Annotated in this window: 21 protein-coding genes and 4 pseudogenes; 13 read left to right on the top strand and 12 right to left on the bottom strand. The window is 71.3% G+C overall.

The window, feature by feature from the left end:
- Positions 1-181: 181 nt before the first annotated feature.
- The 3 genes and pseudogenes from KN815_RS52265 to KN815_RS22605 all read left to right on the top strand — a co-directional run.
- A pseudogene (locus KN815_RS52265) lies at positions 182-253 on the top strand (DNA-binding response regulator); the annotation flags it as partial.
- Positions 254-350: 97 nt separating this feature from the next.
- Positions 351-512, top strand: coding sequence for a hypothetical protein (locus KN815_RS52260; protein ID WP_253209174.1), 162 nt, complete (start codon positions 351-353; stop codon positions 510-512).
- 66 nt (positions 513-578) lie between these two features.
- Complete coding sequence (locus KN815_RS22605; protein ID WP_216343756.1) at positions 579-1,550, top strand: aminoglycoside phosphotransferase family protein; 972 nt, start codon at positions 579-581, stop codon at positions 1,548-1,550.
- 138 nt (positions 1,551-1,688) lie between these two features.
- Here KN815_RS22605 and rph read toward each other — a convergent pair whose 3' ends face one another.
- Together rph and KN815_RS22595 are read right to left on the bottom strand one after the other, a co-directional pair.
- Positions 1,689-4,304: a rifamycin-inactivating phosphotransferase gene (gene rph, locus KN815_RS22600; protein WP_216343755.1), complete on the bottom strand. Its 2,616-nt coding sequence runs from the start codon at positions 4,302-4,304 to the stop codon at positions 1,689-1,691.
- A complete protein-coding gene (locus KN815_RS22595) occupies positions 4,301-4,462 on the bottom strand; it encodes a hypothetical protein (protein ID WP_216343754.1) in 162 nt (53 codons plus the stop codon). Before KN815_RS22595 ends, rph begins: the two co-directional genes overlap by 4 nt.
- 392 nt (positions 4,463-4,854) lie before the next feature.
- Here KN815_RS22595 and KN815_RS22590 point away from each other — a divergent pair, with 392 nt between their 5' ends.
- A complete protein-coding gene (locus KN815_RS22590; protein ID WP_216343753.1) occupies positions 4,855-6,375 on the top strand; it encodes an FAD-dependent monooxygenase in 1,521 nt (506 codons plus the stop codon).
- 52 nt (positions 6,376-6,427) lie between these two features.
- Here KN815_RS22590 and KN815_RS22585 read toward each other — a convergent pair whose 3' ends face one another.
- From KN815_RS22585 to KN815_RS22565, 5 genes are all read right to left on the bottom strand, one after another.
- Positions 6,428-7,591, bottom strand: a complete 1,164-nt coding sequence (locus KN815_RS22585) for an oxygenase MpaB family protein (RefSeq protein WP_216343752.1) — start codon at positions 7,589-7,591, stop codon at positions 6,428-6,430.
- A gap of 88 nt (positions 7,592-7,679) precedes the next feature.
- Positions 7,680-8,684 (bottom strand): polyprenyl synthetase family protein, encoded by a 1,005-nt coding sequence (locus KN815_RS22580; protein ID WP_253209173.1) that lies wholly within the window; start codon positions 8,682-8,684, stop codon positions 7,680-7,682.
- A 130-nt stretch (positions 8,685-8,814) separates the two neighbouring features.
- The gene (locus KN815_RS22575; RefSeq protein WP_216343751.1) at positions 8,815-9,096 is read right to left on the bottom strand and encodes a polyprenyl synthetase; all 282 of its coding nucleotides are present in this window, start codon (positions 9,094-9,096) and stop codon (positions 8,815-8,817) included.
- Between the two features lie 207 nt (positions 9,097-9,303).
- Complete coding sequence (locus KN815_RS22570; RefSeq protein ID WP_216343750.1) at positions 9,304-10,767, bottom strand: alpha/beta hydrolase; 1,464 nt, start codon at positions 10,765-10,767, stop codon at positions 9,304-9,306.
- Between the two features lie 194 nt (positions 10,768-10,961).
- Positions 10,962-11,966: a LacI family DNA-binding transcriptional regulator gene (locus KN815_RS22565; RefSeq protein ID WP_216343749.1), complete on the bottom strand. Its 1,005-nt coding sequence runs from the start codon at positions 11,964-11,966 to the stop codon at positions 10,962-10,964.
- A 220-nt stretch (positions 11,967-12,186) separates the two neighbouring features.
- On the opposite strand from KN815_RS22565, the gene KN815_RS22560 reads away from it, so the two are divergent.
- Both KN815_RS22560 and KN815_RS22555 read left to right on the top strand, forming a co-directional pair.
- Positions 12,187-15,216 (top strand): alpha-L-fucosidase, encoded by a 3,030-nt coding sequence (locus KN815_RS22560; RefSeq protein WP_216343748.1) that lies wholly within the window; start codon positions 12,187-12,189, stop codon positions 15,214-15,216.
- 11 nt (positions 15,217-15,227) lie between these two features.
- Positions 15,228-16,682 (top strand): glycoside hydrolase family 28 protein, encoded by a 1,455-nt coding sequence (locus KN815_RS22555; RefSeq protein WP_216343747.1) that lies wholly within the window; start codon positions 15,228-15,230, stop codon positions 16,680-16,682.
- A 42-nt stretch (positions 16,683-16,724) separates the two neighbouring features.
- Here the strand turns inward: KN815_RS22555 and KN815_RS22550 are convergent, their stop codons facing one another.
- The 3 genes from KN815_RS22550 to KN815_RS22540 all read right to left on the bottom strand — a co-directional run bounded on the left by KN815_RS22550 (position 16,725) and on the right by KN815_RS22540 (position 19,183).
- Entirely contained in the window at positions 16,725-17,345 is a 621-nt protein-coding gene (locus tag KN815_RS22550) for an L-threonylcarbamoyladenylate synthase (RefSeq protein ID WP_216343746.1), read from the bottom strand.
- Between the two features lie 65 nt (positions 17,346-17,410).
- Positions 17,411-18,445, bottom strand: a complete 1,035-nt coding sequence (locus tag KN815_RS22545) for a threonine ammonia-lyase (protein ID WP_253209171.1) — start codon at positions 18,443-18,445, stop codon at positions 17,411-17,413.
- A 129-nt stretch (positions 18,446-18,574) separates the two neighbouring features.
- The gene (locus tag KN815_RS22540; protein WP_216343745.1) at positions 18,575-19,183 is read right to left on the bottom strand and encodes a TetR/AcrR family transcriptional regulator; all 609 of its coding nucleotides are present in this window, start codon (positions 19,181-19,183) and stop codon (positions 18,575-18,577) included.
- Between the two features lie 96 nt (positions 19,184-19,279).
- On the opposite strand from KN815_RS22540, the gene KN815_RS22535 reads away from it, so the two are divergent.
- A complete protein-coding gene (locus tag KN815_RS22535; RefSeq protein ID WP_216343744.1) occupies positions 19,280-20,029 on the top strand; it encodes an SDR family NAD(P)-dependent oxidoreductase in 750 nt (249 codons plus the stop codon).
- A 24-nt stretch (positions 20,030-20,053) separates the two neighbouring features.
- On the opposite strand, the gene KN815_RS22530 is transcribed toward KN815_RS22535, so the two are convergent.
- On the bottom strand, positions 20,054-20,806 hold the full coding sequence (locus KN815_RS22530) for a DUF6328 family protein (RefSeq protein WP_216343743.1): 753 nt from the start codon (positions 20,804-20,806) through the stop codon (positions 20,054-20,056).
- Between the two features lie 256 nt (positions 20,807-21,062).
- Here KN815_RS22530 and KN815_RS52710 point away from each other — a divergent pair.
- The 3 genes and pseudogenes from KN815_RS52710 to KN815_RS22525 all read left to right on the top strand — a co-directional run.
- Positions 21,063-21,269, top strand: a pseudogene (locus tag KN815_RS52710) (RsbRD N-terminal domain-containing protein); the annotation flags it as partial.
- A pseudogene (locus KN815_RS52705) lies at positions 21,215-21,583 on the top strand (hypothetical protein); the annotation flags it as partial. The pseudogenes KN815_RS52710 and KN815_RS52705, both read left to right, overlap by 55 nt.
- 61 nt (positions 21,584-21,644) lie before the next feature.
- A complete protein-coding gene (locus KN815_RS22525) occupies positions 21,645-21,878 on the top strand; it encodes a helix-turn-helix domain-containing protein (protein ID WP_253209170.1) in 234 nt (77 codons plus the stop codon).
- Positions 21,879-21,902: 24 nt separating this feature from the next.
- Here the strand turns inward: KN815_RS22525 and KN815_RS22520 are convergent, their stop codons facing one another.
- Positions 21,903-22,910, bottom strand: a complete 1,008-nt coding sequence (locus tag KN815_RS22520) for a GlxA family transcriptional regulator (RefSeq protein ID WP_253209172.1) — start codon at positions 22,908-22,910, stop codon at positions 21,903-21,905.
- Positions 22,911-23,271: 361 nt separating this feature from the next.
- On the opposite strand from KN815_RS22520, the gene KN815_RS22515 reads away from it, so the two are divergent.
- The 3 genes and pseudogenes from KN815_RS22515 to KN815_RS22505 all read left to right on the top strand — a co-directional run bounded on the left by KN815_RS22515 (position 23,272) and on the right by KN815_RS22505 (position 25,541).
- Positions 23,272-24,201 (top strand): NADP-dependent oxidoreductase, encoded by a 930-nt coding sequence (locus tag KN815_RS22515; protein ID WP_216343757.1) that lies wholly within the window; start codon positions 23,272-23,274, stop codon positions 24,199-24,201.
- Positions 24,104-24,598 (top strand): annotated as a pseudogene (locus KN815_RS51580) (AMP-binding protein); the annotation flags it as partial. The gene KN815_RS22515 and the pseudogene KN815_RS51580, both read left to right, overlap by 98 nt.
- A 103-nt stretch (positions 24,599-24,701) precedes the next feature.
- Entirely contained in the window at positions 24,702-25,541 is an 840-nt protein-coding gene (locus KN815_RS22505; protein ID WP_308403670.1) for a helix-turn-helix transcriptional regulator, read from the top strand.
- Positions 25,542-25,663: the final 122 nt, after the last annotated feature.

Below are 25,663 nucleotides of genomic sequence, written 5' to 3'. Positions count from 1 at the left end.
TAGACGCGCTGGGTGGCGAACTCACCGCCGGAGCGACCGACGACGGCGGCTTCCGTGTCCTGGCCGCGATACCGCTGGAGACCGCCGGTGCCTGAGCAGATCAGCGTGCTCGTGGTGGAACGACGAGCCGATCATCCGCGCCGGTCTGAGCGCGATCCTGGACAGTCAGGCCGATCTCACCGTGGCCGGCACCGCGGGGGACGGTGAGGAGGCCGTGGGTGCGTGTGCGCGGCTGAGGCCGGACGTGTTGTTGCTGGACATCCGGATGCCCCGCCGGGACGGACTGTGGGCCCTCGCCGAACTGGGCCGTCGGGGCTCCTGGGGCCGGGCCGGGCCGGAGCCAGGTGCTCATGCTGACGACCGTCGACCTCGACGAGTACGTCGACGACGCGCTTGCCGCCGGTGCGGCGGGATTCCTGCTGAAGAACAGTGCGTACGAGGAGCTCACCGGGGCGGTGCGGGCGGCGGCCGGGCACAGCGCGCTGACCGAGAGCGCCACCCCTTCCCGGTGACAGGCCCGCCCGCCGGCCAACGGCTACACCAACCTCACCGACAACGCTGAAGACGGGAAGGTCACCATGACACGCGATTCCGACGAAAGGCTCACCGCCGCAGACCTGGGCATGCCCGAGGCCACAGGGAGCCGAAGGATGGACTGGGCGGCGCTGCCGCGCGAGGTGACGGCCCGGATCGAGCAGCGGCTCGGCAGCCCGGTGGCCCAGGCGAGCAGCCAGCCGGGCGGGTTTTCCGCGGGCCTCGCCGCACGCGTGCGCCTGCGGAACGGCGAGCGTGCGTTCATCAAGGCGGCAAACTCACTGACGGCACCGGCGGAGGCGGACTTTCACCGCCGTGAGATCGCGGTGTCCGAGCGGCTTCCCAGGGAGGTGCCGGCGCCGCGGTTGCTCGACGCCTACGACGACGGCACCTGGGTTGTGCTGGCCTTCCAAGAGATCCCGGGCCATCTGCCTGCCCAGCCCTGGCAACGGGAGGAACTCCACAGAGCGCTCGCGGCAGTCACCGAGATGGCGAATGTCCTGACGCCATCGCCCGTGGATCAGGCAATCTTGGCCAAGCCGCGCCTTGGAGGGTGGTCGGCGATGGCGGGTGATGCCGCGGTCAGAGGGAAGGTCGAAGAGCTGTCGCCGTGGGCCGCCCACCATGTCGACCAACTCGCCGCCCTGGAAGAGAACGCTGCGCTTGATGGCGCCACTCTCCTGCACGGAGACCTGTACCCGTTCAACATCATGCTGACCGCGGACCGTGTCTTCGTCGTCGACTGGCCGCATGCCTGGATCGGCCCGCGCCACTGTGACGCGGTCACCCTGATGTCGAGCGCGTCCCTCAGCGGCGTGGACCCGCGGCCGATCGCCGAGAACCACCCGTTGACCCGCGACCTCGACCCCGCCCGGATCAACGAAGTGCTCGCCTTGCACGCCGGGTTTCTCCTGCGGACCGCTGTCGCGGCCGGCCCTGACGCCGATCCTCATATCGTGGCCATGATGACCGCGTTGGGCCTCGCCTCCCTGCGCTGGCTGCGAACGCGGCTCTGACACCCCCGCCCCGGGTCGGGGCGAGGGTGTCAGGTCAGGCAACTCTGTAGCGCGCGGACGTAGTCTCCGTCGTCGAAGCGACGGTCGACCGAGACCATCGCGGTCCGGCACCCGTGCCAACCCGCTCGGTGTGGCCGGTCAGGGCAGGATCTCGACGTACCCGTCGGTTCCGTGCACGCGGATCCGCTGCCCGTCCCGGATCAGCCGGGTGGCCCGCTCCACGCCCACGACGGCCGGCAAGCCGTACTCCCGGGCGATCACCGCGCCATGGGTCATCAGGCCGCCCACCTCCGTGACCAGGCCCGCGATGCCGACGAACAGCGGTGACCAACTGGGGTCCGTGAAGGCCGTGACCAGGATGTCGCCCGCTGCGAGATCGGCCTCCGCCATATCGAGGATGACGCGGGCCCGTCCCTCGATGGTCCCGGCGGAAACCGGCAGCCCGATCAGGGCACCGGCCGGCGCGTCGTCGCGCCGGTAGGCCCCGGTGACGGCCTCACCGTCCGAGGTGAGCACCCGGGGCGGGGTGAGCGCGTGGTACGACCGGAACGCCTCCTTGCGTTGCTGGATGAGCCGGCCGTCCACCTGGTGCGAGCGCACGACATCGTGGAGTTCGTGGAAGGTGAGGTAGAAGATGTCCTCCTGCTCAGGGAGCACGCCTGCCCGCACAAGGCGCTCGGCCTCCGCCAGCAGGGCCCGCTTGTAGACGAAGTAGCGGCTGATGATGCCGTACTTCGGGTACTCCCGGTACCCGATGAAGGTTCTCACCCGGTCGATCATCCGCTTGGTCTCGTCGGCCTTCCGGTCCCCGTCCGGCAGGGCCCGCAAGCGGGACAGCACCTCCTGTCGCTTCTTCTCCGCCTTCTGCCGCCCTTGCTCGAAGCGCCGCTCGGCGGCGCCCGGCTCGAAGTTCCTCACGTTGTCGAGGATCACGGGCACCAGCGTGGTGGGGCGCTCGCGCCACCGTGGCCGCGTGATGTCGATCTCGCCGACGCAGCGCATCCCGTACCGGTCGAGGTAGGACTCGATGGCGTCGCGCGCTTCGGCCCCGCCCGCGAGCTTCGCCAACTCGTCCAGGAAGGCCGCGTCCTCGGCGTACTCGATGTCCTCGACGCCCCGCAGGAACGCCACCACCTCCGGATGCGGGCGGATCACATCCGCCACGTCGAGCAGTGCCAGCCCCATCTGCGACGTGACGTTGTCGGGGGCGGACAGCGTGAGCGTGTCAGCCGCGTTCTTCTCGCCCAGCCACTCCCGCAGCTTGTCGTTGAGCCACCAGGTGGCCTCCATCCCCGCCATGATCGCCTGCATGCTCAGCGGGTCGGCGAGGACGCGCTTGTGCTCCTCGAAGGTCTCCAGCAGGAAGTCGAACAGCGCGGGTCCGGTCCTCATCCGGATGTCGCGCTCCAGGGCGGCGATGGACGCCCGGCTGCGCTCGATCAGCTCGGTGACGATGGCCGGATCGGTCTCGATCGGGGCGGACGCACCGCGGGGCGGGGGCCCGCCGGGAGCCGCGTCCGGCAGCGACGGGACGAAATCGTCACGGTCGAGGACGGTCTCCAGCGCGTCCCTGATCAGCGGATCGCCTCTGCCTACGACGTCCAGGAGGGCGGCGCGGCTCGCGGGCGAGGCCAGGCGCCGGGTGGCGTCGACGAACAGCCGCCCACCGGCCTCGTGCATCGGCGCCATCGCGGTGAGCTGCCATACGGAGATCCCCAGGGGCCTCATGGGGTCGGTCATCATCTGCTGATGGCCCACCGAGAGGTAGACATGATTCTCCTGGTCGCCGGCCTCGGGGATGGGGAACAGGGTCGTGATCGGCCGGCTCTGCACGATCTGGAAGCCATCGCCGACCAGACACCATTCGATGTCCTGCGGGCGGCCGAAGTGCGCCTCGATCCGGCGCCCCAGCTCCACGAGCCGTACGGCCTGCGCGTCCGTCAGCGCCGGCTGCTCCTGCCGCTCCGCGTCGATCGCCACTTCCCGCGTACCGCCTGCGGGCAGGGCGTGCACGGCACGCTGTTTGGCGGCGATCGTCCTGGCGACGACCTCGCCGTCGCGCACCGTGAAGACGTCCGGGTTCACCAGGCCGGAGACCAGCGCCTCACCGAGCCCGAAGCCGGCGTCCACGGTGGCGACCTTCCGGTTGCCCGTGACGGGGTCGGCCGTGAACAGGATGCCGGACGCATGCGGGAAGACCATCTGCTGTACGACCACGGCCATGTGGACCGTACGGTGGTCGATGCCGTTCCGTCGGCGGTAGCTCACGGCCCGCTCGGTGAACAGTGAGGCCCAGCACCGGCTGATGTGCTGGAGGATCGCCGTCGGCCCTACGACGTTCAGATACGTGTCCTGCTGGCCGGCGAAGGAGGCCGTCGGCAGGTCCTCCGCCGTCGCGCTGGATCGTACGGCGCAGGCGGCCTGCTCGCCGAACCGGGCGAGGGCGCCGGTGATCGCCGCCGCGAGATCGCCCGGGATGGCGATCGCTTCGATGGTCCGGCGCATCCGCGCGCTGAGCGTGCGGATCGCCTCCCGGTCGTCCGGGTTCACGCGCGACAACTGATCGAGGTGATCGTCGATCGACGGCGCCTCCGCCATGATCCGCCGGAAGGCGTCCGCCGTCACGCAAAAGCCATCCGGCACCCGGATGCCCTCGATCCGCGACAGCCCGCCGAGGTGCGCGCCCTTGCCGCCGACGACCGCGACCTGCGTCTCGGCGACCTCTTGAAGATCCAGCACATACCGCTCACTCATCGCGAGACCTCCGAGACCGGCGAGGTGGCCGAGACGGCCGAGACGGCCGAGACGGCCGAGACGGCCGAGACGGCCGAGACGGCCGAGACGGCCGAGACGGCCGAGACGGCCGTGCTCCATCGCACCGCGAGCCGGTCCCACCCCTGGTTCGACGTCATCGCGTCCCCCATACGTCGACAACAACACACGTACGTCGTGCCCCCATTTCCGCAGGTTGTGGCATCGGCCGACGATTCTGCGCCGTGACCCGGGGCTTGCGGCAAGCCCCCCGGCGCGCTATAGGTTGAAAGTGGCGGGGAGAGACAGTTCTTCTCGTCTTTGCTTTTGCCTTCGCGCCCGAGGTTCCCGGGCAGGGGTCCTTCGAGGTTCCCGGGCAAGGGTCCTCTCGGCCTCCGTGCAGCGCCCACCCCGCACATAGCCGCCGAGTGACCTCGATCACAACTCCCCGTGCCGGCAATCCCCGTGTCAGCGCCGTGTGTGCCCCGTGTGAGCGGCCCGCGCCAGTCTTTCCGTGTCTGAAGACCACAGGCTTCGGAAGGGGAGTTCTGTCGTGCATGACGTAGTGATCGTGGGCGCCGGTCCGGTCGGTCTGTTCCTCGCCTGCGAGCTTGGCCTCGCGGGCTGCTCGGTGCTGGTGCTCGAACGGGAGCCGGAGCCCCGCTCCCCGTGGCGGGCGGACCCGCTCGGGATGCGGGGCCTGTCCGCCGCGTCGGTCGAGGCGTTCTACCGCCGTGGGATGCTGCACCCGCTGCTGACGGCCTCGGGCGTCCATGACGATCCCGGCGCGAACGCCGACGCGGACGAGCCGTCACCTCCGCGCAGCGTGGGCCACTTCGCCGGGATGATGCTCGATCCGGCCAAGGTCGACGTCGCCGCCCTGCCGTTCCGGCTTCCCAGCCCGGCGCTGGAGGGCGTGATGACACACCTCGAAGCGGTCGAGGCGGTGCTGTCCGAGCGGGCCTCCAAGCTCGATGTGGACATCAGGCGCGGCGTCACGGTCTCGGCCATCGCCCAGGACGAGGAGAGCGTGGTCGCGCGAGCGGGCGAGGACGAGTACCCGGCGCGCTGGCTGGTCGGCTGCGATGGCGGACGCAGTGCGGTGCGCGGGCTCGCGGGCTTCGCGTTCGTCGGCACCGAACCGCAGCTCACCGGCTACACCCTGCACGCCACCATCGCCGACCCCGAGAAGCTGCGCCCCGGGTTCAACCTGACGCCGACCGGCATGTACATCCAGATGCCCGCGGAAGGGCATATCGGCATGATGGATTTCGACGGCGGCGCGTTCGACCGCTCGCAGCCGCCGACTCGCGGCCATCTCCAGACGGTTCTGCGCCGAGTGTCCGGCACCGATGTGACACTGAGCGCCATCCATCTCGCCTCGAGTTTCACCGACCGGGCGATGCAGACGACGACCTACCGGGCGGGACGCGTCCTGCTCGCGGGCGACGCCGCCCATATCCACTCCCCCCTCGGCGGGCAGGGGCTCAACACCGGCCTCGGCGACGCCATGAACCTGGGATGGAAGCTCGCGGCGACCGTGCGCGGGCATGCGCCGGACGGGCTGCTCGACACCTACACCCACGAGCGCCATCCCATCGGCGCGGCGGTGCTCGACTGGTCGCGCGCCCAGGTGGCGGCCATGCGGCCGGACCCGCATGGCCAGGCGATCCAAGCGGTGGTCCGCGACCTGCTCGGGACCCGTGACGGAACGACCTATGTGTTCCAGAAGGTGTCGGGATCGTCGATCCGCTACGACCTCGGCGGCGAGCATCCGCTGGTCGGCCGCAGCGCCCCGGACCTTCGCCTTCAGGACGGCACGCGCCTCGGCGATCTGATGCGGGACGGACAAGGCGTCGTGCTCGATTTCAGCGTCGACCGGAGCCTGCGCGGTTCGGCGATGAGCTGGCAGAACCGGCTGCGGTACGCGGCCGGGCCGGCGAGAAACGACCTCGGAGCGGGCGCCGTGCTCGTCCGGCCGGACGGCGTCGTGGTCTGGGCGGGGGAGCGCCACCCCGACCGTGAGGCATTCGAGCGGGCCGCGGTCCAATGGTTCGGCGGCCCGGCGGCTTGATGCGGCTGCCCCGTCCCCGCCTCGCCGTGCCGTCGAAGGTGGCGTGCGCGGGTCACTGGGAGACGGTGGCGGCGGGCGGGGTCCACCGGTGGGTGCGGGGCACCGAGCCGGGGACGCCGTAGTCCTTCTTGAGCTGTTCGGGGATGGCGTAGTGCATCACGCGTCCGCGGGTGAGGGAGGACAGTTCGAGGATGGTGGTGAGATGGCCGAGGCGGTCCAGTGCCCAGGCTCCGAGCGGGGAGCGGTCCTCGATGGTCTCCAGTACGCCGAGGAGGCGGGGCACGGCCTTGACGACCGTGTCCCACGGGGTGCGCGGCACCTGGAGCCAGTCGGCGCAGGTGTCCCCGACGAGGTGGCGGATGAGTGCGGAGACGATCGGGTCGAAGAAGGTCCCGGGCACGACCTCCTCGTAGAGGTCGATGAGCTGCCGGGTCAGATGCGCGCCCTCCTCGGACGGCCCCATGTACCGGACCATGTACAGGTCGAGGAACCGGCGGGCGTCGTCGAGGGTGGCGGGGACGGCGTCCTGGTCGACGCCGAGCATGGCACCGACCACGCGCCAGGCGTAGTAGTACGCCTCCGCGCCGTCCGTCGACATATGGATGCCGAGGCGGTGCAGGCTGTCCAGGACCAGCAGGGAGAAGAACATCTGCCCGCCGATCATGTCCTCCTGGCAGATCGGCGTCCCGAGCGCCTCGGTGTCCCAGCGGTTCTCCCGCTTCAGATGGTGGCGGATGGAGGCATGCAGCAGGCGGACCTTCTGAGCGGCGGGGATGAAGCGGCTGCCGGCCTCGAAGGCGCCGGGCTGCATCAGATAGACGGTGAACTGGCCGGTCTCCGCCATCCGTTTGGCGGGGTACTTCAGCCCGTGGGTGGCCGACAGCAGCTTCGCCACCCGCGGGACGACGTAGCACGCGGGCATGGAGGCGAAGGACAGCGCGGTGGAGATGTGCACATTGTTGTCGATGAAGAACAGCCGGGCCTTCTCCATCTCCCCCCAGTCCACCCAGGAGGGCGGGGCGCTGGTGGCCCGGAGGTACTCCCGGGCGACATCGGGCAGCCCGTCCGGCAAGGGAGCGCCGACGGTGGAGACATAGCGCATCAGGGTGTTGAACGTGCCCACCTCCCCGCGCTCGAAGAGGGCGGCCACGGTGGCGTCGGCGAGTTCGTCACCGGCCTGCCGCAGGGCGTCCAGCGATGCCTCAGTGTAGGTCATGACAGGACTCCTTGTCATTCACGGGTCGTCCACGACGGACGGGGGCGGCGGCCGAGACGGCACGTAACTCCCGCCTGTACGAGGGGGGTCAGGACAGGCGGACCGCCGCCGAACGCGCCAGCGCGGTCAGGGCAGCGGCGGCGTGCGGGGGTGTGTCCAGCTCGTGCAGGGCGTCGAGGGCCTCCTCGACCCGCGCGCTGATCATGGCCTCGATACGGTCCGGGGCCTTCAGCCGGGACATCACCTCGCGGACCGCGTCCAGGCCGTCCGCGTCCAGATCGCGTCGGCCGAGGAGGGCGCGCAACTGCTCCCGCTCGCCGTCACCGGCGATGCGCCAGGTCTCCGCCAGCAGGGCCGTGGGCCGGTGGCCGCGCACATCGTCGGCGTTGGCCTTGCCGGTGCGTTCCGGGTCTCCGAACAGGCCGAGCAGATCGTCCCGGAGCTGGAACGCCTCGCCCAGCGGCAGCCCGTACGCGGAGTAGCCCTCGCGCAGCCGCTCACCGGCCCCGGCCAGGGCTCCGCCGATCAGCAGCGGCTGCTCGACGGTGTACTTGGCGGTCTTGTAGCGGATCACCTTCAGCGACGCCGTGGTGTCCGGATCGGCCCCGGTACGCAGGATCTCCAGGCACTCCCCCGCGATCAGCTCCCGGGCCAGCAGCGACCACAGCGGGCGGGCCCGCGCGAGGTAGGCGGCGGGCAGACCGCTGGTGGCGAACATCTGCCCGGCCAGCGACATCAGCAGATCGCCCACCAGCATCGCCAGCGACCTGGCGGCGGCGACGGAGCGCGGGCGGCGGCGGACGGCGGCGCGCAGGGCGATATGCGCCGTGGGCCGGCCATGCCGCAGCGGACTGTCGTCGATGAGATCGTCATGCACCACCGCGGCGGCATGCACCAGCTCCATCGAGGCCGCCGCCCGCACGAGTGCGTCGCTGTCCGGCTGCCCCACCGCGCGCCAGCCCCAGTAGCAGAACGCCGCCCGCAGCCGCTTGCCGTCCGCGACCGCCGCCTCCAACTGCCGCGCCACCGGGCCCAGGGCCGGGTCGATCGCCGACAACTGCTCCGCCTCCTGGGCGACGAAGCGGTGCACCACCTGGTCGACGCGGATCTTGAACGCGGCCGATCCCCACTGGTCGGCCCCCCACCGGTCGGACCCCCGCTGGTCGGACCCCCGCTGGTCGGCCCCCCACCGGTCGGACCTCCACTGGTCGGACCCCCTCCGTTCAGACATCGCCGGTGGCCCGCCGAGCCAGCGCGTGCCGGGCGAGAATCTCCAGATGGGCCGGGGGGACGGCCGCGGTGCGCCGGTCCAGCACCAGGCGCCCGCGGGCCAGCAGATCGTGCTCGGCCTGCGCCGCCAGCTCCGCGCCGTCCGCGCGGCGCAGCAACCCCCGCGCCGCCCCCAGCACCGAACTCAGCGTGGTCACCGCCAGATCGGCCAGCCCGGCCGCCAGCAGCACCGCCCGCTCGTCCAGTCCCCCATGTCGTCCCGCGTCTTGCGCCATCCCATCCCCCACCCTCGGCTACGTCCGGGCGGCGCTGGTCATACGCCGTGCTGGCCAGCGTGGCATCGCACCGGGCATATGAAGGGAACAACTCACGATCGAGTGACGACACCGCTCGTGTGTATGGATTGTCGCGAGGTCGGCCGCAGGGTCGCGGGGTCGGCCGAAGGCAGCCGACCCCGGCGGGCGGGGGCCGTCAGGGGCCCGTCAGGGGGCGATCCCCACACCGTCGATCCGGCTCCACGCCCGCTCCCGCGCCGCGGTCATGGCGGGCCAGGTAAGCCCGCCCGGCCGGGGGCGGACCCGCGAGGCGTAGGGCGAGGGGCGGAAGGCGGAGTCGTAGAAGCAACCGCTGCCGTAGACGTCGTCGAAGGCGCCGCAGGATGCCGCGATCGAGGACGGGGTCGGCTTACGGCCGGTGCGCACCCAAGTGTCCAGCGCCGAGAGGGAGTTGGCGTACTCGGAGTCGCTCAGCGCACTGTGCTCGGTCTCCTTCGTGAACGTCTGGACGAGGTTTCCGTCCCGGCCGGCACCCCGGAGAGTGGCGCGGTAGGCCGCCTCGTGTTCCACGAAGGCCGTCGGGTCGTCGATCGCGTGCAGGGTGAGGACCGGAAGGGAAACCTTGCCGGTGAGATCGCTGTCGTAGGAGAGGTCACGGCGGGCGGTGGGGTCGGCCGAGAACCGCTCGACACCCGCGTTGAGCGCCTTGTCGTCGTGTGAGCCCGAGTACCGCACCCCCCGGTTGCCGAACGGGTTACGGCCGCCGAGCCGGTTCCACACGATGTCCCGGAAGGTGAAGGTCGAGAACTGGAGATGGGATTCGAGTGAGCGCTCCGGGACGCGGGTGACGGCGAGGATGTCGTCGAGGTTGCGCTGTTGCGCCGCGGTCCGGTCCGCGGGGTCGGACGCGTAGCCGGTGCACTCCTGGAGGCGGGCGCGGAGCCCGGCGTGCGTCATGGTGGAGTCCGGGCGCAGCCCCTGCCACAGGGGGTATTGCGGCTCGGTCGGCCGGGGGTGGTTGTGGCAGTAGTACTGGTAGACCACCCGCAGGTCGACGCGGTAGTCGTAGCCGCGCGAGCCGCCGCCGAGGACACCGCTGGTCAGCAGCGCCCCGTCGTAGGCGCCGGGCTGTGCGCCGTAGGTTTCCGCCACCTTCGCGGCGACGTCGCCGCCCCAGGACTGGCCGTGGACATAGGTCCGCTTCGGCTTGCCGAACTGTGCGAGGAACAGACGGCGTACGTTCTCGGTGTCGGCGGCGGCCATCCGGGTCCCGTAGCCACCGCGGCGGTAGGAGGAGCCGGCCCAGGCATATCCCTGGTCGACCATCACCGCCCAGCGCTCCAGGTCATCGGTGCTGCGGGACGGGTCGGAGGAATCGCCGAGATCGGGTCCGCCGTGTGCGTGCACGACGAGGGATCCGTTCCAGTGCGTGGGCACCGCGATCGCGTAGTACGCCCCGTTGGTGTCCTGGCCGGTGTAGCACTTCGCCTTCCCGGCCAGCTTGGCCGGGCAGGTGGCGACCGCGGGCTCGGGGGTCCGGGCGTGGCCGGTGGGTGCGTTGCCGAGCGCGCCGAGGGACACGGCCGCGAGCACGGCCGCCAGTACCGCTGGACGGCGTCGGCGGTGTGAAGCCCACCAGGAGGCATGCGTGGGCGTGTCAGATGTGTTCAAGGAGTGGCTCCTATCGTGCTCCGCGCGAAGCTGCGCTGCGCAGGGGGATGCTAGGAACCGCCGGGGGTGAGCGCCATCCCGTCGATCATTGCGTTCATATTGTTCGCCGGGAACCGCTTGTTCGCCGGGAACCGCCGGGAACCGCCCGGACCGCCGGGAACCGCCGGGAGCGCCCAACGGCGGCGGCGGGGAAGTCAGGAGGACGCGCGGACCACCAGGCGTGGCTCGATCACCGTCTCGCCCGTTCCGGCGCCGGTCATCTGCGCCGCGACCTGCCGCACCGCGGCCCGGCCGAGGAGTTCCTTGTCGACCGTCAAAGTGGTCAGCGGTGGGTCCACGAGCCGGCTCAGCGTCAGCCCGTCGCAGCCGACGAACGCGCAGTCCTCCGGCACCCGCACCCCGCGGTCGCGGGCGCGGCGCATGGCACCGATGGCGATCAGGTCGTTGTACCCGAGCACGGCCGTCGCGCCGAAGCCGGTGTCCAGCACGTCGTCCATGGCCGCCGCGCCGCCGTCGAGGGAGTTGGCCGCCGGGAACACCCAGCTCTCGTCGGCGGGCAGCCCCAGTTCGGCGGCGGCCCCGAGGAACAGCGAGTGCCGGGTGCCGCGGTCGCCCGCGTCGGGGCGCCCGCGGTCGTCGAGCATCACGATCCGGCGGTGGCCACGCTCGACGAGGTGGCCGACCACCTGGCGCATTCCGCCGGCGAAGTCGATCCGCCCGCCGCTCACCGCCGGTGGCCGGTGCTCGTTGTCCAGCAGGACGAAGGGCATCCCGGAGCGCCGGATGAGCTCGATGGCGCCGGGGTCCAGCAGAAAGGCGATACACGCGTCCACATGGTTCACCACGGTCTCCGCCACCGCGGTCTCCCGCTCCAGGGCGGATCCGGTGCTGTAGACGGCGACCTGCCAGCCGCGCTCGTCGGCCGCCGCCAGCACACCGGAGACCACCTCGGGAAAGAAGGGGTTGAGTACGTCCGCGATGACCAGCCCCAGGGTGGTGAGCCCCGGGCCGACCATGCCACGGGCGAACCGGCTGGGCCGGTACCCCATGGACTGGGCCACCAGCAGCACCCGCTGCCGGGTGGCGGGGTCGATCTCCGGTTTGTCGTTGACCGCGCGGGACACGGTCTGCCGGGACACCCCGGCCGAGCGCGCCACGTCATCGATGGTGATACGGCGCGACCTGTCGTTCGCGGGCATGGTCCCCACCCCTCTCCGCCACCCGCGGACGTGGCACTCGGGCGCGCTCATGGATGCGGTCCCCGATCCACTCCCGCCTTGATAATCACCGCGGCGACGACGGGCGTCAACGGACCGCCACCGCATAACACCCCACCGCCGCACGCGTATTGACATGGCGGCCGGGTGGGCCGGACAGTGCTCCGTGAGCGCTCACGGGAACGTTCACGGAGGACAGGATATGCCCACGCCGAGGATCCCGCTCCGCCCCTTCCACATCTCCTCAGCCCGACCCGACCGGCCCGGCCGCACCACACGCACCACACATGCCACATGTGCCACACGTGCCATCCGCGCCACCCGCGCCCGGTGGCGCGCCGTATGCGCGGCGGTCGTACTCGCCCTGGCCATCGGCCTGCTCGCCGCCCCCGCGGGGGCCGAGGTCCACCACCCCCGGCAGGAGTGGCTGCGTCAGTCCACCGCCGGGCTCTTCCTGCACTGGGGCATGTTCACCCACCCCCAGCACCGCGACTGCGCCGAGTGGGAGCGCGATGTCACCGAGGGCGGCTGGAGCGCCGACTACTGGGTGGACGAGGCGCGCAAGCTCGGCGCCTCGTACATCGTGCTGGCCACCTTCCACAGCAGGCTGGGCTACGCCCGCCCGTGGCCGTCGAAGGTTCCCGGAAGCTGCGCCACCGAGCGCGATCTGCTCGGCGAGCTGGTGGCCGCCGGCAAGGCCAAGGGCGTGCGCATCGTCCTCTATATGACCGACGATCCGCAGTGGCACAACGCGGATGGCGTCGAGACACTGGATTCGGCCGCCTACTCGGCGTACAAGGGCGAACAGGTCGACCTGACCACACGCCAGGGCTTCGGCAGGTACAGCTACGACCTGTTCCTCGAGGCCATGGAGAAGTACCCGGATCTGTCGGGGTTCTGGATCGACAACGACAACGAGTACTGGGAGGAGCACGGCCTCTACGAGAAGATCCGTGAGCGCCGCCCGGACTGGCTGCTGAGCAACAACAACGAAGACACGCCGATCATGGACACGGTCAGCAATGAGCAGAAGACCGGCATGACCCCGGCGTACGACTACCCGGCCGCCGTGACCGTCCCCATGCCCCGGCTGACCGAGGCCGACTACAAGCTGCCGACCACCGGCGACTGGTGGTACGACGGCGGTGACCACGAGGTCGACGCCCGGCTCAGCACCGGCCGTTACATCACCAACGCGGGCTCCTCCATCAAGTCGCTCATGGCCGAGACCCCCATGGTGAACGGCGAACTCCCGCCCCAGCAGGAGGAGTTCAACGACTTCATGGGCAAGTGGGTCGAGCCCATCAAGGAGTCGGTGTACGGCGTCGAGGGCGGCGGCTATATGTACGGCGGGATGCAACCCGGGTTCTGGAACGACGGCGCCCATGGCGTGGTCACCGTGGGCCGGGGCGAGAACGGCGACCGCACCCAGTACGTCCACGTGGTCACCCCGCCCCGCGGCGACACGGTGCGGCTGGGCGACGACGGCTACCCGGTGCGCCGGGTCACCAATCTGCGCACCGGCGAGAAGAAGCGCTTCAGCCAGTCCGGCGGCCATCTGTCCATCCTCGGCATCCATGACTGGGATCCGTACGACACCGTTTTCAAGGTCGAGACCGACGGCCGCCGGCCCTTCTATCCGCAGTCCGGTGTCGGCGCCACCGCCACCTCCGCGCGGACCGGCCACCCGGCCGCCGACCTCGCCGACGGCGACTACGAGACCTACTGGGACAGCGACGGCGAGCTGCCCGTCTCCGTCACCCTCGACCTCGGCGCGCGCAAGCACGCCACGGCGCTGGCGGTGAACCAGCGCGAGTGGTCACCGACGCACGCCCGGTCGTCCTTCGGGCGCCCCGAGGACTCCGCGCGCATCAAGGACTACCGCGTCTACGCCAGCGGCGACGGCAAGCGCTGGACGCAGGTGCGCTCCGGCACCCTGCCCAGCGCCCGCGGGGTGCGGAACATCGACATCGGTGGCCGCGACGCCCGCTATCTGAAGCTGGAGGTGCGCAGCCTGTGGGGCGGCCCACAGGCGCCGGAGTTCTACGAGCAACTGCGCATCGACGAGATCCAGGTGGCCTACGGCCGCTCGAAGACCACCCGTACCCAGTTGCCGCTGGAGGCCGAGGCCCGGCAGAACGCGTCGTCGGGCGCGGTCCACTCGGTGGCATGCGGCGCCTGCTCGGGCGGCCGGCGGGTGGACGGCCTCGGTGGCGGGGCGCGCAACTCCGTGACGTACCGCGACGTCCGCGCCCCCGAAAGCGGCGACTACCGGCTCCAGTTGGACCACACGGCCAAGGCCGCCTCCTCGCTGTCGGTGAGCGTCAACGGCGCGGCACCGGTCGAGGTCCCCGTCGTCGCGGGCAGTCCCGAGGTGCCGGAGAGCACGGCGGTGTCCGTGCCGCTCAAGGCGGGCGGCAACACGGTGCAGGTCTTCAGCACCGCGCGCCGCGGCCCGGGGCTGGACCGGATCGCGGTCGCCCCGCTGCCCCCGGCCTCGTACACCCCCAAGACCACGCTCACCGTGCGGCCCCACGGTCTCCAGTGGGTGAGCCCCGGGCAGAGGTCCCTCACCGTCACGGCGGCTCTCCGGCTCGACGCCGACGAGCAGCTCGACGGCGTCAGCCTCGCCCCCCGGCTGCCGGCCGGCTGGACCGCGGACGGCGGCCCGGTCACGGCCCGCTCGCTACGGCTCGGCCAGACGGTGCGGGGCACCTGGACGATCACCTCCCCGCCCGGCCAGGACGCCGGTTCGGCCGATATCCCCGTCACGGCGGACTTCGGTGTGCTCGGCCGGCTCAAGTCGGTCTCGGACCAGGTCAAGGTGCGGCCACTGCCGGCCGACCGGATCTGGGCACGTGAGGCGGAGGACTCGGCCAACCAGTTCGGCAGCACGGGCCTGACCAACTGCGGACCCTGCTCCGGCGGCGAAAAGGTGCGCAACATCGGCGGCAGCGAGCAGGCGGCCATGGTCTTCCCCGATGTCGTCGTCCCCGACGGCGGGCAGCACACGCTCCACCTCGACTACACGGTCAACGGCACCCGCTCGTTCCAGGTGAGCGTCAACGGCGGCCCGGCCACCAAGGTGACCGTGACCGACACCGGGAACACCACCCCGCGCACGACCTCCATCCCGGTCACCCTCACACCCGGCGCCAACACCATCGAGATCTCCAACGACACCGAGTCCGCCCCCGACCTCGACCGGCTCTCCATCGGCCGGACCACCTGAGGAGCCAGGCGATGCATCCGAGACCTTCCCGCCGCTCGGCGCTGCGCACCGGCGGTCTGCTGGCGGCAGGCGCACTGCTCCCCCAGTTGCCCACGGGGCAGGCGTACGCGGCCACGTCGCACACCGGCGCGGCCACCGACTACACCGGGGCGTGGCGCGCGGTGCCGGGGATCCTGGACCGGATCAGGCCGCCCGCCTTCCCCCGCCGGAGCTTTTGGATCACCGACTACGGCGCGGTCGGCGACGGGCGGACGGTGAACACCGCGGCGTTCCGGGCCGCCATCGCCGCCTGCCACCGGGCGGGCGGCGGTCGGGTCGTCGTCCCCGAGGGCCGATTCCTCACCGGTGCGATCCATCTGCGCAGCCGGGTGAACCTGCATGTCACCGCGGGCGCCACCATCGCCTTCAGCCCCGATCCGCGCGACTTTCTGCCGGTGGTGCTCACCCGCTGGGAGGGCACCGAGTGCTACAACTACTCGCCCTTCATCTACGCGTACGGCGCACGGGATGTCGCGGTCACCGGACCCGGCATCCTCGACGGGCAGGCGCGGCTCGGCCCGTGGGAGAGCTGGTACCGCGACAGTGGACCGCAGGGGGCCGATCAGAAACTGCTGCGCGAGATGGGCTCCACGGGCACGCCGGTGGCCCGGCGGGTCTTCGGCGACGGCCACTGTCTGCGGCCGAAGATGGTGCAGTTCTACCGCTGCCGCAACGTCCTGGTCAGCGATCTGGCCATCGTCGATCCGCCGATGTGGACCGTGCATCCGGTGCTCTCCAGCAATGTCACCGTGCGCGGGGTCACCGTGGACAGCACGCTCTACAACACCGATGGCTGCGACCCGGAGTGCTGCTCCGACGTACTCATCACCGGCTGCCGCTTCAACACCAACGACGACTGCGTGGCCGTCAAGTCCGGCCGGGACGAGGACGGCCACCGCGTCTCCGTGCCGAGCAGGAACATCGTCGTGCGCGACTGCCAGTTCTCCGGCCGCTGGGGCGGGATGACCGTCGGCAGCGAGATGTCCGGCGGGGTGCGCGACATCTTCGCCGAAAACTGCGAGATCAACCCACCGGACTTCCCCGGCCGCCACCCCGTCAAGCACGCGCTGTACATCAAGGCGAACAAGAAGCGCGGGGGCTTCATCGACGGTGTGCGTATCCGGAACTTCACCGGACAGGGCGTGGAGCGCGATACCGCGTTCGTGACCATGGCCTACAACGGCGGCGAGAACGGGACCATGCCGGTGTCCGTGCGGAACATCCAGATGGACCGCATGGCGATCGACGGCGCCCAGAGCGTGCTGCGGCTGGTCGGCCTGGAGACCGACCATCTGCGCGGTGTGCACCTCTCCCGCTCCGCTTTCACCGGCATCGTCAATCCCGACAGCGTCGCCTACACCGACGATCTGACCTTCCGGCGGGTCATCGTCAACGGCCAGGAGGTGCCACACCGGCCACCCGCCTGACCGGCGCCTGATCGGTGCGTGGCCGGGGGCCCGGTGGCGCCGCTACTCGAACCGTGCCGTGTCGCCCGCTCCCCGGCGTACGATCTCGGCCTCGCCGCTGGAGAAGTCGATGACCGTGGTCGGCTCGGTGCCGCAGTCGCCCGAGTCGACCACGGCGTCCACCACATGGTCGAGCCGCTCCTTGATCTCCCAGCCCTGGGTCATCGGCTCGTCCTCGTCGGGCAGCAGCAGGGTGCTGGAGAGCAGTGGCTCACCCAGCTCGGCGAGCAGGGCCTGGGTGACGACATGGTCGGGGATCCGGACCCCGACCGTCTTCTTCTTCGGATGCGACAACTGTCGCGGTACGTCCTTCGTCGCCGGGAGGATGAAGGTGTAGCTGCCGGGCGTCGCCGCCTTGATCGCGCGGAACACATCCTTGTCGATGTGCACGAACTGGCCGAGCTGCGCGAAGTTCTGACACATCAGGGTGAAGTGGTGACGGTCGTCGAGATTGCGAATCGACCGGATCTGATTGATTCCGTCACGATTGCCCATCTGGCATCCCAGCGCGAAGCAGGAGTCCGTCGGATAGGCGACCAGCCCACCGGAGCGGATCCGCTCGGCCACATTGCTGATGGTGCGCTGCTGAGGGTTATCGGGATGCACATCGAAATACTTCGCCATCCACCGAGCCTACGTGCACCGACGGCACGTCTCGACCTCGGTGGCCTGATCGGCGGCGGGGCGGTTCAGTCCGCCAGCGCCCGGCGGTAGACGGCTGGATCGACGTTGCCGCCCGACGCCACGAGCACCACGGTCCCGCCCCTTACGTCCGCCTTCCCGGACAGCAGGGCCGCCAGGGACGCGGCGCCACCCGGCTCCACCACGATCTTGAGGAGCCGGTGAGCCGTGGCCATGGCGGCCAGGGCCTCCTCGTCGGTGACGGTCAGGCCGGTCACATCGTGGGGGCGGAGGACGGCCAGCGGGCGCGCACCGGCCGCCGGGCCGGAGATCGCGTCCATGAGGCCGCCGGGCGGGTGGGGGTTGGCGCATACGCGGCCGGTCGCCAGGGAGCGGGCCATCTTGTCGAAGCCCGCCGGTTCGACGATGTGGTTCGCCAGTCCGGGGAAGGCGTGGCGGAGCGCGGTGATCACACCGGCAGCCAGCCCGCCGCCGCTACAGTTCACCAGGACCGCGTCCGGGGTAAGGCCCAGTTCGCGCGCCTGCTCGGCGATCTCCAGGCCGACGGTGCCCTGCCCGGCCATGACCCTGACGTCGTCGAAGGGCGGGATCAGCGTCATGCCGCGGTCCTGAAGGATCTTCCGGGCCACCTCTTCCCGGTCCGCGGTCCGCGGGTCGTACAGGACGGTCTCGGCGCCCCACCAGCGGCAGTTGTCGACCTTGATGCGCGGGGCGTCCCGCGGCATGACGATGACCGCGGGGCAACCGGCGAGCCGTGCCGCCGCGGCCACGCCCTGCCCGTGGTTACCGGCGGAGTAGGCCACGATCCCCGCACGGCGCGCCTCCTCGTCCAGGGTGAGCAGGGCATTGAGCGCCCCGCGCACCTTGAACGAGCCGGTGAGCTGGAGGCATTCGGCCTTGACCAGGACACGGGCGCCGACCAGCTCGTCCAGCATCGGGGAGGCCAGCAACGGCGTCCGCACCACATGACCGGACAGGCGCCGCGCCGCCTCGTGGATGGTGTCGATGCCGAAGCCGGGCACGATGCCGTCCGCGACGGCCGCCGTGTTCACTTCCCCGGGTCGGTCATGGATCTCGGACAACGGTGGGTGTCCTCTCGCGTGGTCTGAGCGGGGTCCCGCATCGGCTCCGCATCGGCAGGGTACGCGCCTTGTCCCGGGCCGGTCGGTGACCAGGTCATGGCCAGGGCGCTGACCATGGAGTGGATGGTGTCAGGCGGGCGGCCAGGTTCGCAGGGCCATGTCGGCCACCTGCTGAAGGTCGTCGCGGGTGGCGCCGCCGACGGCCTGGACGGCGATGCCGTTCGCCACGGTCATGAGGTAGCGGGCGAGCAGTCCGGGATCGGTGTCCGGGGGCAGGTCGCCCTCGTCGACGGCTCGCTGGAACCGGTCGCGGAGGTGGGAGATGGCCTCGTCGCGCCAGGCGATGAGGGCGTCGCGGGCGGGGCGCCCCGGGTCGCCGGCGGCGAGGGAGCCCTGGACGCCGAGGCATCCGGTGGGACAGTCGGGGCGGGTGGTGGCCCGGACGGAGCCGCCCAGGAACGCGGTGGCCACCTGCCGGGCGGTCGGTTCCCGCAGGGCCCGGGCCGCATACGAGGCGGGGCCCTCGGTATAGCGCTCCAGCGCCCTGCGGAACAGCTCCTCCTTGTTGCCGAAGGCCGCGTACATGCTGGTGCGGGTGATGCCCATGGCGCTGGTCAGGTCGGTGAGGCTGGCGCCTTCGTAGCCCTGTTCCCAGAAGACCCGCATGGCGCGTTCGAGGGCCTCGTCGGCGTCGAATCCTCGCGGCCGGCCGATCGGCGCCTTCGGGTGCGTATCCATGCCCGCCACTCTATCTCTTCCGCACCGATCGGTACGGAAGTGCTATGGTCGTATTCAGTACCGATCGGTACTAAACTCTTTGGGGAGGTCATTCTCATGGGACAGCTCGAGGGCAAGACCGCCGTCGTGACCGGCGGCGGCACCGGCATCGGCCTGGCCACCGCCGTACGGCTGGCGGACGAGGGCGCGCACGTGTTCATCACCGGCCGGCGCAAGACCCAACTGGACGCGGCCGTGGAGACCATCGGCTCGGCGAGGGCCACCGCGGTGGCGGGCGACATCTCGAACCTCGCCGACCTGGACCGGCTGTACGACACGGTCGGCACCCGGGGCCGGGGGCTGGACGTGCTGTTCGCCAACGCCGCCGCCGCGTCGTTCGCGACACTGGAGCAGATCACCGAGGAGCACTTCGACCAGACCTTCGACGTCAATGTGCGAGGCACGGTGTTCACCGTGCAGAAGGCCCTGCCGCTGCTCAACGACGGCGCCTCGGTGATCCTCAACTCCTCGGTGCGCGCCGACGACGGTGTCGCGGCGTTCGGCACCTATGCCGCCTCCAAGGCGGCGCTCCGGTCCTTCGCCCGGACCTGGGCCAACGAGCTCAAGGACCGGAACATCCGGGTCAACGTGGTCTCCCCGGGCACCATCGACACCCCCGGGCTGGACGGCGTGGCGGCCACGACGGACGCGCCCGTCACCAAGGCCCAGTTCGCCGCGGGTGTCCCACTCGGCCGGATCGGGCGCGCGGACGAGGTCGCCAACGCGGTGGCCTTCCTCGCCTCCGAGCAGAGCAGCTTCATCCTCGGCGCCAACCTGTACGTCGACGGGGGCGAGAACCAGTTCTGAGCGACACCGGCCGCCCCCGCCATGTCAGCGGGGCTCGGGGGCAACCGGTCCGGCGGGCACGGATGTCGCGCCGGTGTGCACACCCTTCGGCCTGACCGGCCGTATCCGTCTGCGGATGCGCATCGGCCCCAGCAGCCACAGCAGGAGAAACCAGAACAGCGCCGCGGCGCCGCTGATGAGAGCGGGAATGGCCCCGATCGCCATATCCACGATCAGTGTCATGGCGGTGCTGAGCGCCAGGGCGAGAAACGTCATCCCCGCTATCAGACAGCGATTGGCGGAATCGACCAGTGCGTCCCTGGCGTGGTCGCCCCGGACGAGCCGGTGCAGGGCGGCGGGCGCGAGCAGCGTCCCGGCCGCGCCGAGCGCGCAGCCGAGCGCGGCACAGTAGGTCCACTGCTGAAACGCGGTCGGCTGCGCGAACTTCGGGGTCACCCCGAGGGTCAGCAGGGACGCGAAGAGGATCTGGATGCCGCACTGGGCGATGCGCACCTCCTGAAGGATCTCGGCGTACCTGCGGTGGAGCTGCTCGGTGTGCCGCTGGGTGACCGTCGGCCGCTGGTCGGTGTGGTGGGCGGGCGCGCCGTGCGGCTGGGGCCGGCCCTGGTGCGCCACGGGGGGCTCGGAGCGGGGCAGTGGCATCGTGGTGGTCACCACGATGCCCTGCTTCGTCTGGGGCGCGTGCCGGTGTCCTGGTTCGAACCACCCCTTGTGCTCGGCGGGTTCGAGCCACCCCTCGTGCTCGCCGTCCGGTGCGCGGTACTGCATCTCCTGCATCGCATTCGCCTCCCTGAGCGGATACCCGTGACGCGCGTGCGTCGGGTCCGTGAACGGCGGGGATCTCTCGGTCGGCTCACGGTATGCGTGGGCCCGAGCTGCCGCTCTGTTCCGGTGCACAGCCTCTGGCGGGGCTGATTGTGCAGGGCGCGTTCGCCTGCTGTTCAACCCCCGTTCGCACTTGAGTCCAGGTGTTCTCAAGCCGACGGTCACGGACTGTTCACGCAGTGGAAATCCCTCGCTACCCTCCCGACACATGTCGGCAGATTCCCGCACCGCCTTTACGGCGGTGGCCCATCGCATGCTCGGCCAGGTCCCGGAACTCAGCCGCCGCATCGTGGAGCAGATCGTCGCGCAGGAGCCGAGGTACCAGGCGATCGGCGCCGTGCCGCTGGAGATCCTCGCCGCATCGGCGCAGGAGAACCTGCGGGCGATCCTGGAGTCCCTGGCGGGAGTCGAGCGCCCGCCGGGCGCCGGCAGGCCACCTTCGACGCCCTGCTGGAAGGCCGCGGCGGGGACCCCCAACTGGCCGCCGAGGCACTGGAGATCCTCGGCCTGCCGGCCACCGGTCCGTACGCCGTGGCCGTGGCGACCCTCTACATCGCCGCCCATCACACCTTCAGCGCCGCCCACGACGCCTGCGCGGCCTACTCCTTCCCCGCCGCCTGGCGCATCCGCGGCGACCGCGAGATCGGCCTGGTGGCACTCGGCCACTCCAGCGTGTTCCGGCTGATCAGGGCGCTCAACCGCGATCCGGCCGGCCGGATCGGCGTCTCCGACCCCTTCGATCTCCAGCCCGGCCCTCGCCGAGCGGCTGACCGGACGCGCCCTGGGCGCGGTGCTCGACCTGCCGGACGACGAGCGGGAGGTGCTGCTCAAGACGCTGACGATCTGGTACCAGAGCGGCCGCTCCGCCGCCCGTGCCGCCGGGTTGCTGTACTGCCACCGCAATACGATCCTCAACCGGCCGCGCCGCATCGAGCAGCTCTGCGGCAGCTCGTTGGAGGACCACCGCTTCCTGCCGACCGGCTATCTCGGCCTGCTCACGCTGGACTTTCTGCCGAGTGCGTAACGCACATCCGGCGACAACGGCCCCTCAGCCCCCGGCCCGTGACGCCTCCCTGACACCGCCCGCGGCCGGGGCCGAGGCGCGGAAGGTGCGCCGGTACGCCGACGGGGCCACCCCCGCCTCCGCCGCCAGGTGCCGCCGCAGCGAGGTGGCGGTGGCGAAGCCGACCTCGTGGGCGACCCGTTCCACCGGCAGATCGCTGGACTCCAGCAGGTGCCGCGCCCGCCGCAGCCGCTGCTGGGTCAGCCAGCGGCCGGGGCTCAGGCCGGTCTCCTCCCGGAAGCGCCTGGCGAAGGTACGGGTGCTCATCGCCGCGTGCGCGGCCAGTTCGTCCAGCGACAAGGGCAGTTCCAGCCGCCGCAGCGCCCAGTCGCGGGTCGGCCCGGTGCCGGTTTCGCCGGCCGACGGCAGTGGCCGCTCGATGTACTGCGCCTGCCCGCCGTCCCGGTACGGCGGCACGACGCAGCAACGGGCGACATGGTTGGCCACCTCGCTGCCGTGGTCCTGGCGCACCAGATGCAGGCAGACATCGACACCGCTCGCCGCCCCCGCGGAGGTCAGCACATCACCGTGGTCGACGAAGAGCACACCGGCGTCCAGCTCGACCCGGGGGAACAGCTCCTGGAAGTGGTCGGTGAGCGCCCAGTGGGTGGTGGCCCGGCGCCCGTCCAGGAGACCGGCGGCGGCCAGCAGGAAGGCGCCGGTGCAGATGGACACCAGCCGGGTGCCGGGGCGGACCCGGGAGAGGGCGGCGAGGGCCCGCGGCTCCGGGGCGGCGGCCGAGGCCCGGGTGATCGCGTACGGCGGGATGACCACGGTGTCCGCCTCGGCCAGCACCTCGGGCCCGTGCCCGGGGGTGACGGTCAGATCCGAGTCGGTACGCGCGGGCCGCCCGTCCACGCTCGCGGACAGCACCTCATAGCGGCCGTCGGCGGAGCCCAGGACCCGGTGCGGGATGCCGAGTTCGAAGGGATAGACGCCGTCGAGGGCGAGGACGACGACCTTGTGGGCGCCGGGCCGCGGGTCCGGGCGCATCCGGCGCTCCAGTTCGGCCGCACGGTCGGCCAGCTCACGGGCCCGGGAGGACGCGGCGGACACGGCGGGCACGGCGGACACGGCGGACACGGCGGACACGGGACGGGCAGTGGGAGTGGCGCGGGCGCCGGACGCGCGGTGGGCGCCGGGAACGTGGCGGGCGGCAGGGTCGATCGGCATGGCAGGAATGTATCGGAGGCTGACCTTCTGGCCATCGCCCAGACCCGGACCGTACGGCCAGGATCGAGCCATGACTTCGACGGACACCCCTTCGACGGACACCCCCGAGAACCTCGACTCCCCGGCCCCGGCTGCCGCCCCGGACTCCCCGTACCCCGCCGCCCCGGACGGCGCCCCCGTGATGCTCGCCCTGCACCAGACGGCCCTCGGCGGCCCCGAGGTGCTGCGGCTGACCGAGCTGCCGCGGCCCGCGCCCGGCCCCGGCGAGATCCTCGTCGCCGTACACGCGGCCGGGCTCAACCCCACGGACTTCAAGCACCGCGCCCTGAGCATCTTCCTGCCGCCCCCGCCGCTGACCCTGGGCTGGGACGTCTCCGGCACCGTGGTGGAGACCGGCTTCGGCGTCACCCTCTTCCAGCCCGGTGACGAGGTGTTCGGCATGCTGCCCTACCCGTACGGGGCGGGTTCCCACGCCGAGTATGTGACCGGTCCCGCCCGCGCCTTCGCCGTCAAGCCCGCCGGGATCGACCACATCCAGGCGGCCGCGCTGCCGCTGGCCGCGCTCACCGCCTGGCAGGCCCTCGTGGACACCGCGGACCTGCGGGCCGGGCAGCGGGTGCTGATCCACGCCGCGGCGGGCGGTGTCGGCCATCTCGCCGTACAGCTCGCCAAGGAGCACGGCGCACATGTCACCGGGACGGCGAGCGCCCCCAAGCACGACTTCCTGCGCGAACTCGGCGCGGATGTCTGCGTCGACCACCGCTCCGAGGACTTCACCGACACCGAGGAGCGCTACGACGTCGTCCTCGACGCCATCGGCGGGGAGACCGCCACCCGTTCGGTGAGCGTGCTACGCCCCGGCGGTGTCCTCGTCTCCCTGCTGCCGTGCGCCCAGGACACCCGGGCCGCGGCGGAGCAGGCACGGGTCCGCGCCGTCACCCTGCTGGTCGAGCACGACCAGGCCGGGATGCGTGCCATCGCCGAGCTGGTCGACCGGGGCAGGCTCCGCGCCCATGTCTCCGGCACCTTCCCGCTCGCCGAGGGCGCCCGGGCCCATGTCCAGGGGGAGACCGGCCGCACCACGGGCAAGCTGGTCATCACCGTGCGCTGAGGGGGGTGTTCCGCGGCACAACACGCTGTGTCCATCCCTGTGCGTACGGCCGGCCCGTAAGCCACGGAACGGCTGCTTCCATCGCTGGACCACCCCGGTCCGCTCCCGATACGGCGTATCGCTCAACGCCACGATGCGGGTCGGCGCGGCGCTCGTGCTCACCCCGAGGTTCACCGGGACCGGCGCGCCGGACCTGATGGTCGGCCAGAACGTCACGGTGTTCATGGGCGTGCCCACGATGTACCACGCGCTCACCGAGGCGGCCACCGCGGCCCCGCGCCGGCCCGCGTATCCGCGGGTCGCCGTCTCGGGCGGGGCTGCCCTGCCGGTGGCGCTGCTGGAGCGCTTCGAGGCCGCGTACGACACGGTGATCCTGGAGGGCTACGGGCTCACCGAGACCTCGGTCCTCAAGCGCGAACTGACGCGAGACCTGTTCCTGACGCAACGGAGAAGGACCCTTAGGGTTTGCCTCATGGCCAGTGCTCGCTCCCCCTTGTCCCGTGACCGCCGCCGCGCCGAGCTGCGGGAGGTTTCTGCGCAGCCGCAGGGCGCGGGTCTCACCGGCCGATGTCGGTATGCCGGACGGCGGTCGGCGGCGCACCCCGGGGCTGCGGCGCGAGGAGGTCGCGGTGCTCTCCGGGGTCGGGGTGTCGTGGTACACGTGGCTGGAGCAGGGGCGCGACATCACGGTGTCCGAGGAGGTCATCGACGCCATCGCCCGCGCGCTGCTGCTGAACGCGGCCGAACGCGGCCACCTGTACCGGCTGGCCGGGCTCAACCCGCCGCGGGACGCGCCCGCGCCTGCCGTGCCCACCTCGCCGGAGCTGCTCCGGCTGCTCGACTCCTGGCTGCCGCGGCCCGGCTATGTCCGCGACCGCCACTGGAATTTCACCGCGGTCAACGACATGGCCCGGGAGGTGTTCGGCTACGGCGAGACCGACCACAACTGCCTGGTCTCGTTCTTCACCAACACCCGCTACCGGGCGCTGCACCGGCACTGGGCTAAGACCGCGTCCCAGGTGGCCGCCGGCTTCCGGGCCGATGCGGCACACTATCCGGACGATCCGGAGTTCGATCGCATCGCCGGCGACCTGGCCGCGGTCAGCCCGGAGTTCGCGGAGCTGTGGGCGCGCCACGACGTGGCCGAGCACACCAGCGCGGTGAAGGCGGTCGACCACGCCACGGCCGGGACCCTGGTCTTCGACGCCACGCTGCTGCCGCTGCCCGAGCACCCCGGGCACCATCTGATCCTGCACAACCCCCGCCCGGGCACCGACACCCAGCAGCGGCTGGAGGAGCTGATGCGGCGGCGCAGCCTGGTGGTGGCACACCCAGGTTGACTTCCTCCCCCTCGTAAACGAGGGGGATTCCTACGGCTCGCGCCGTAGGGCTTCCTGCTTCGTCACCGACTGCCCCGCCGGGAGGACTCCCGTTGAGGTCTTACACCGGCTCCACAGGCCGA

It is taken from the genome of Streptomyces niphimycinicus, from assembly GCF_018883605.1.
GTDB classification, from domain to species: Bacteria; Actinomycetota; Actinomycetes; order Streptomycetales; family Streptomycetaceae; genus Streptomyces; species Streptomyces niphimycinicus.
Note: the sequence above shows the minus strand (reverse complement) of the source record. Positions and strands in the feature narration are given on the sequence as shown.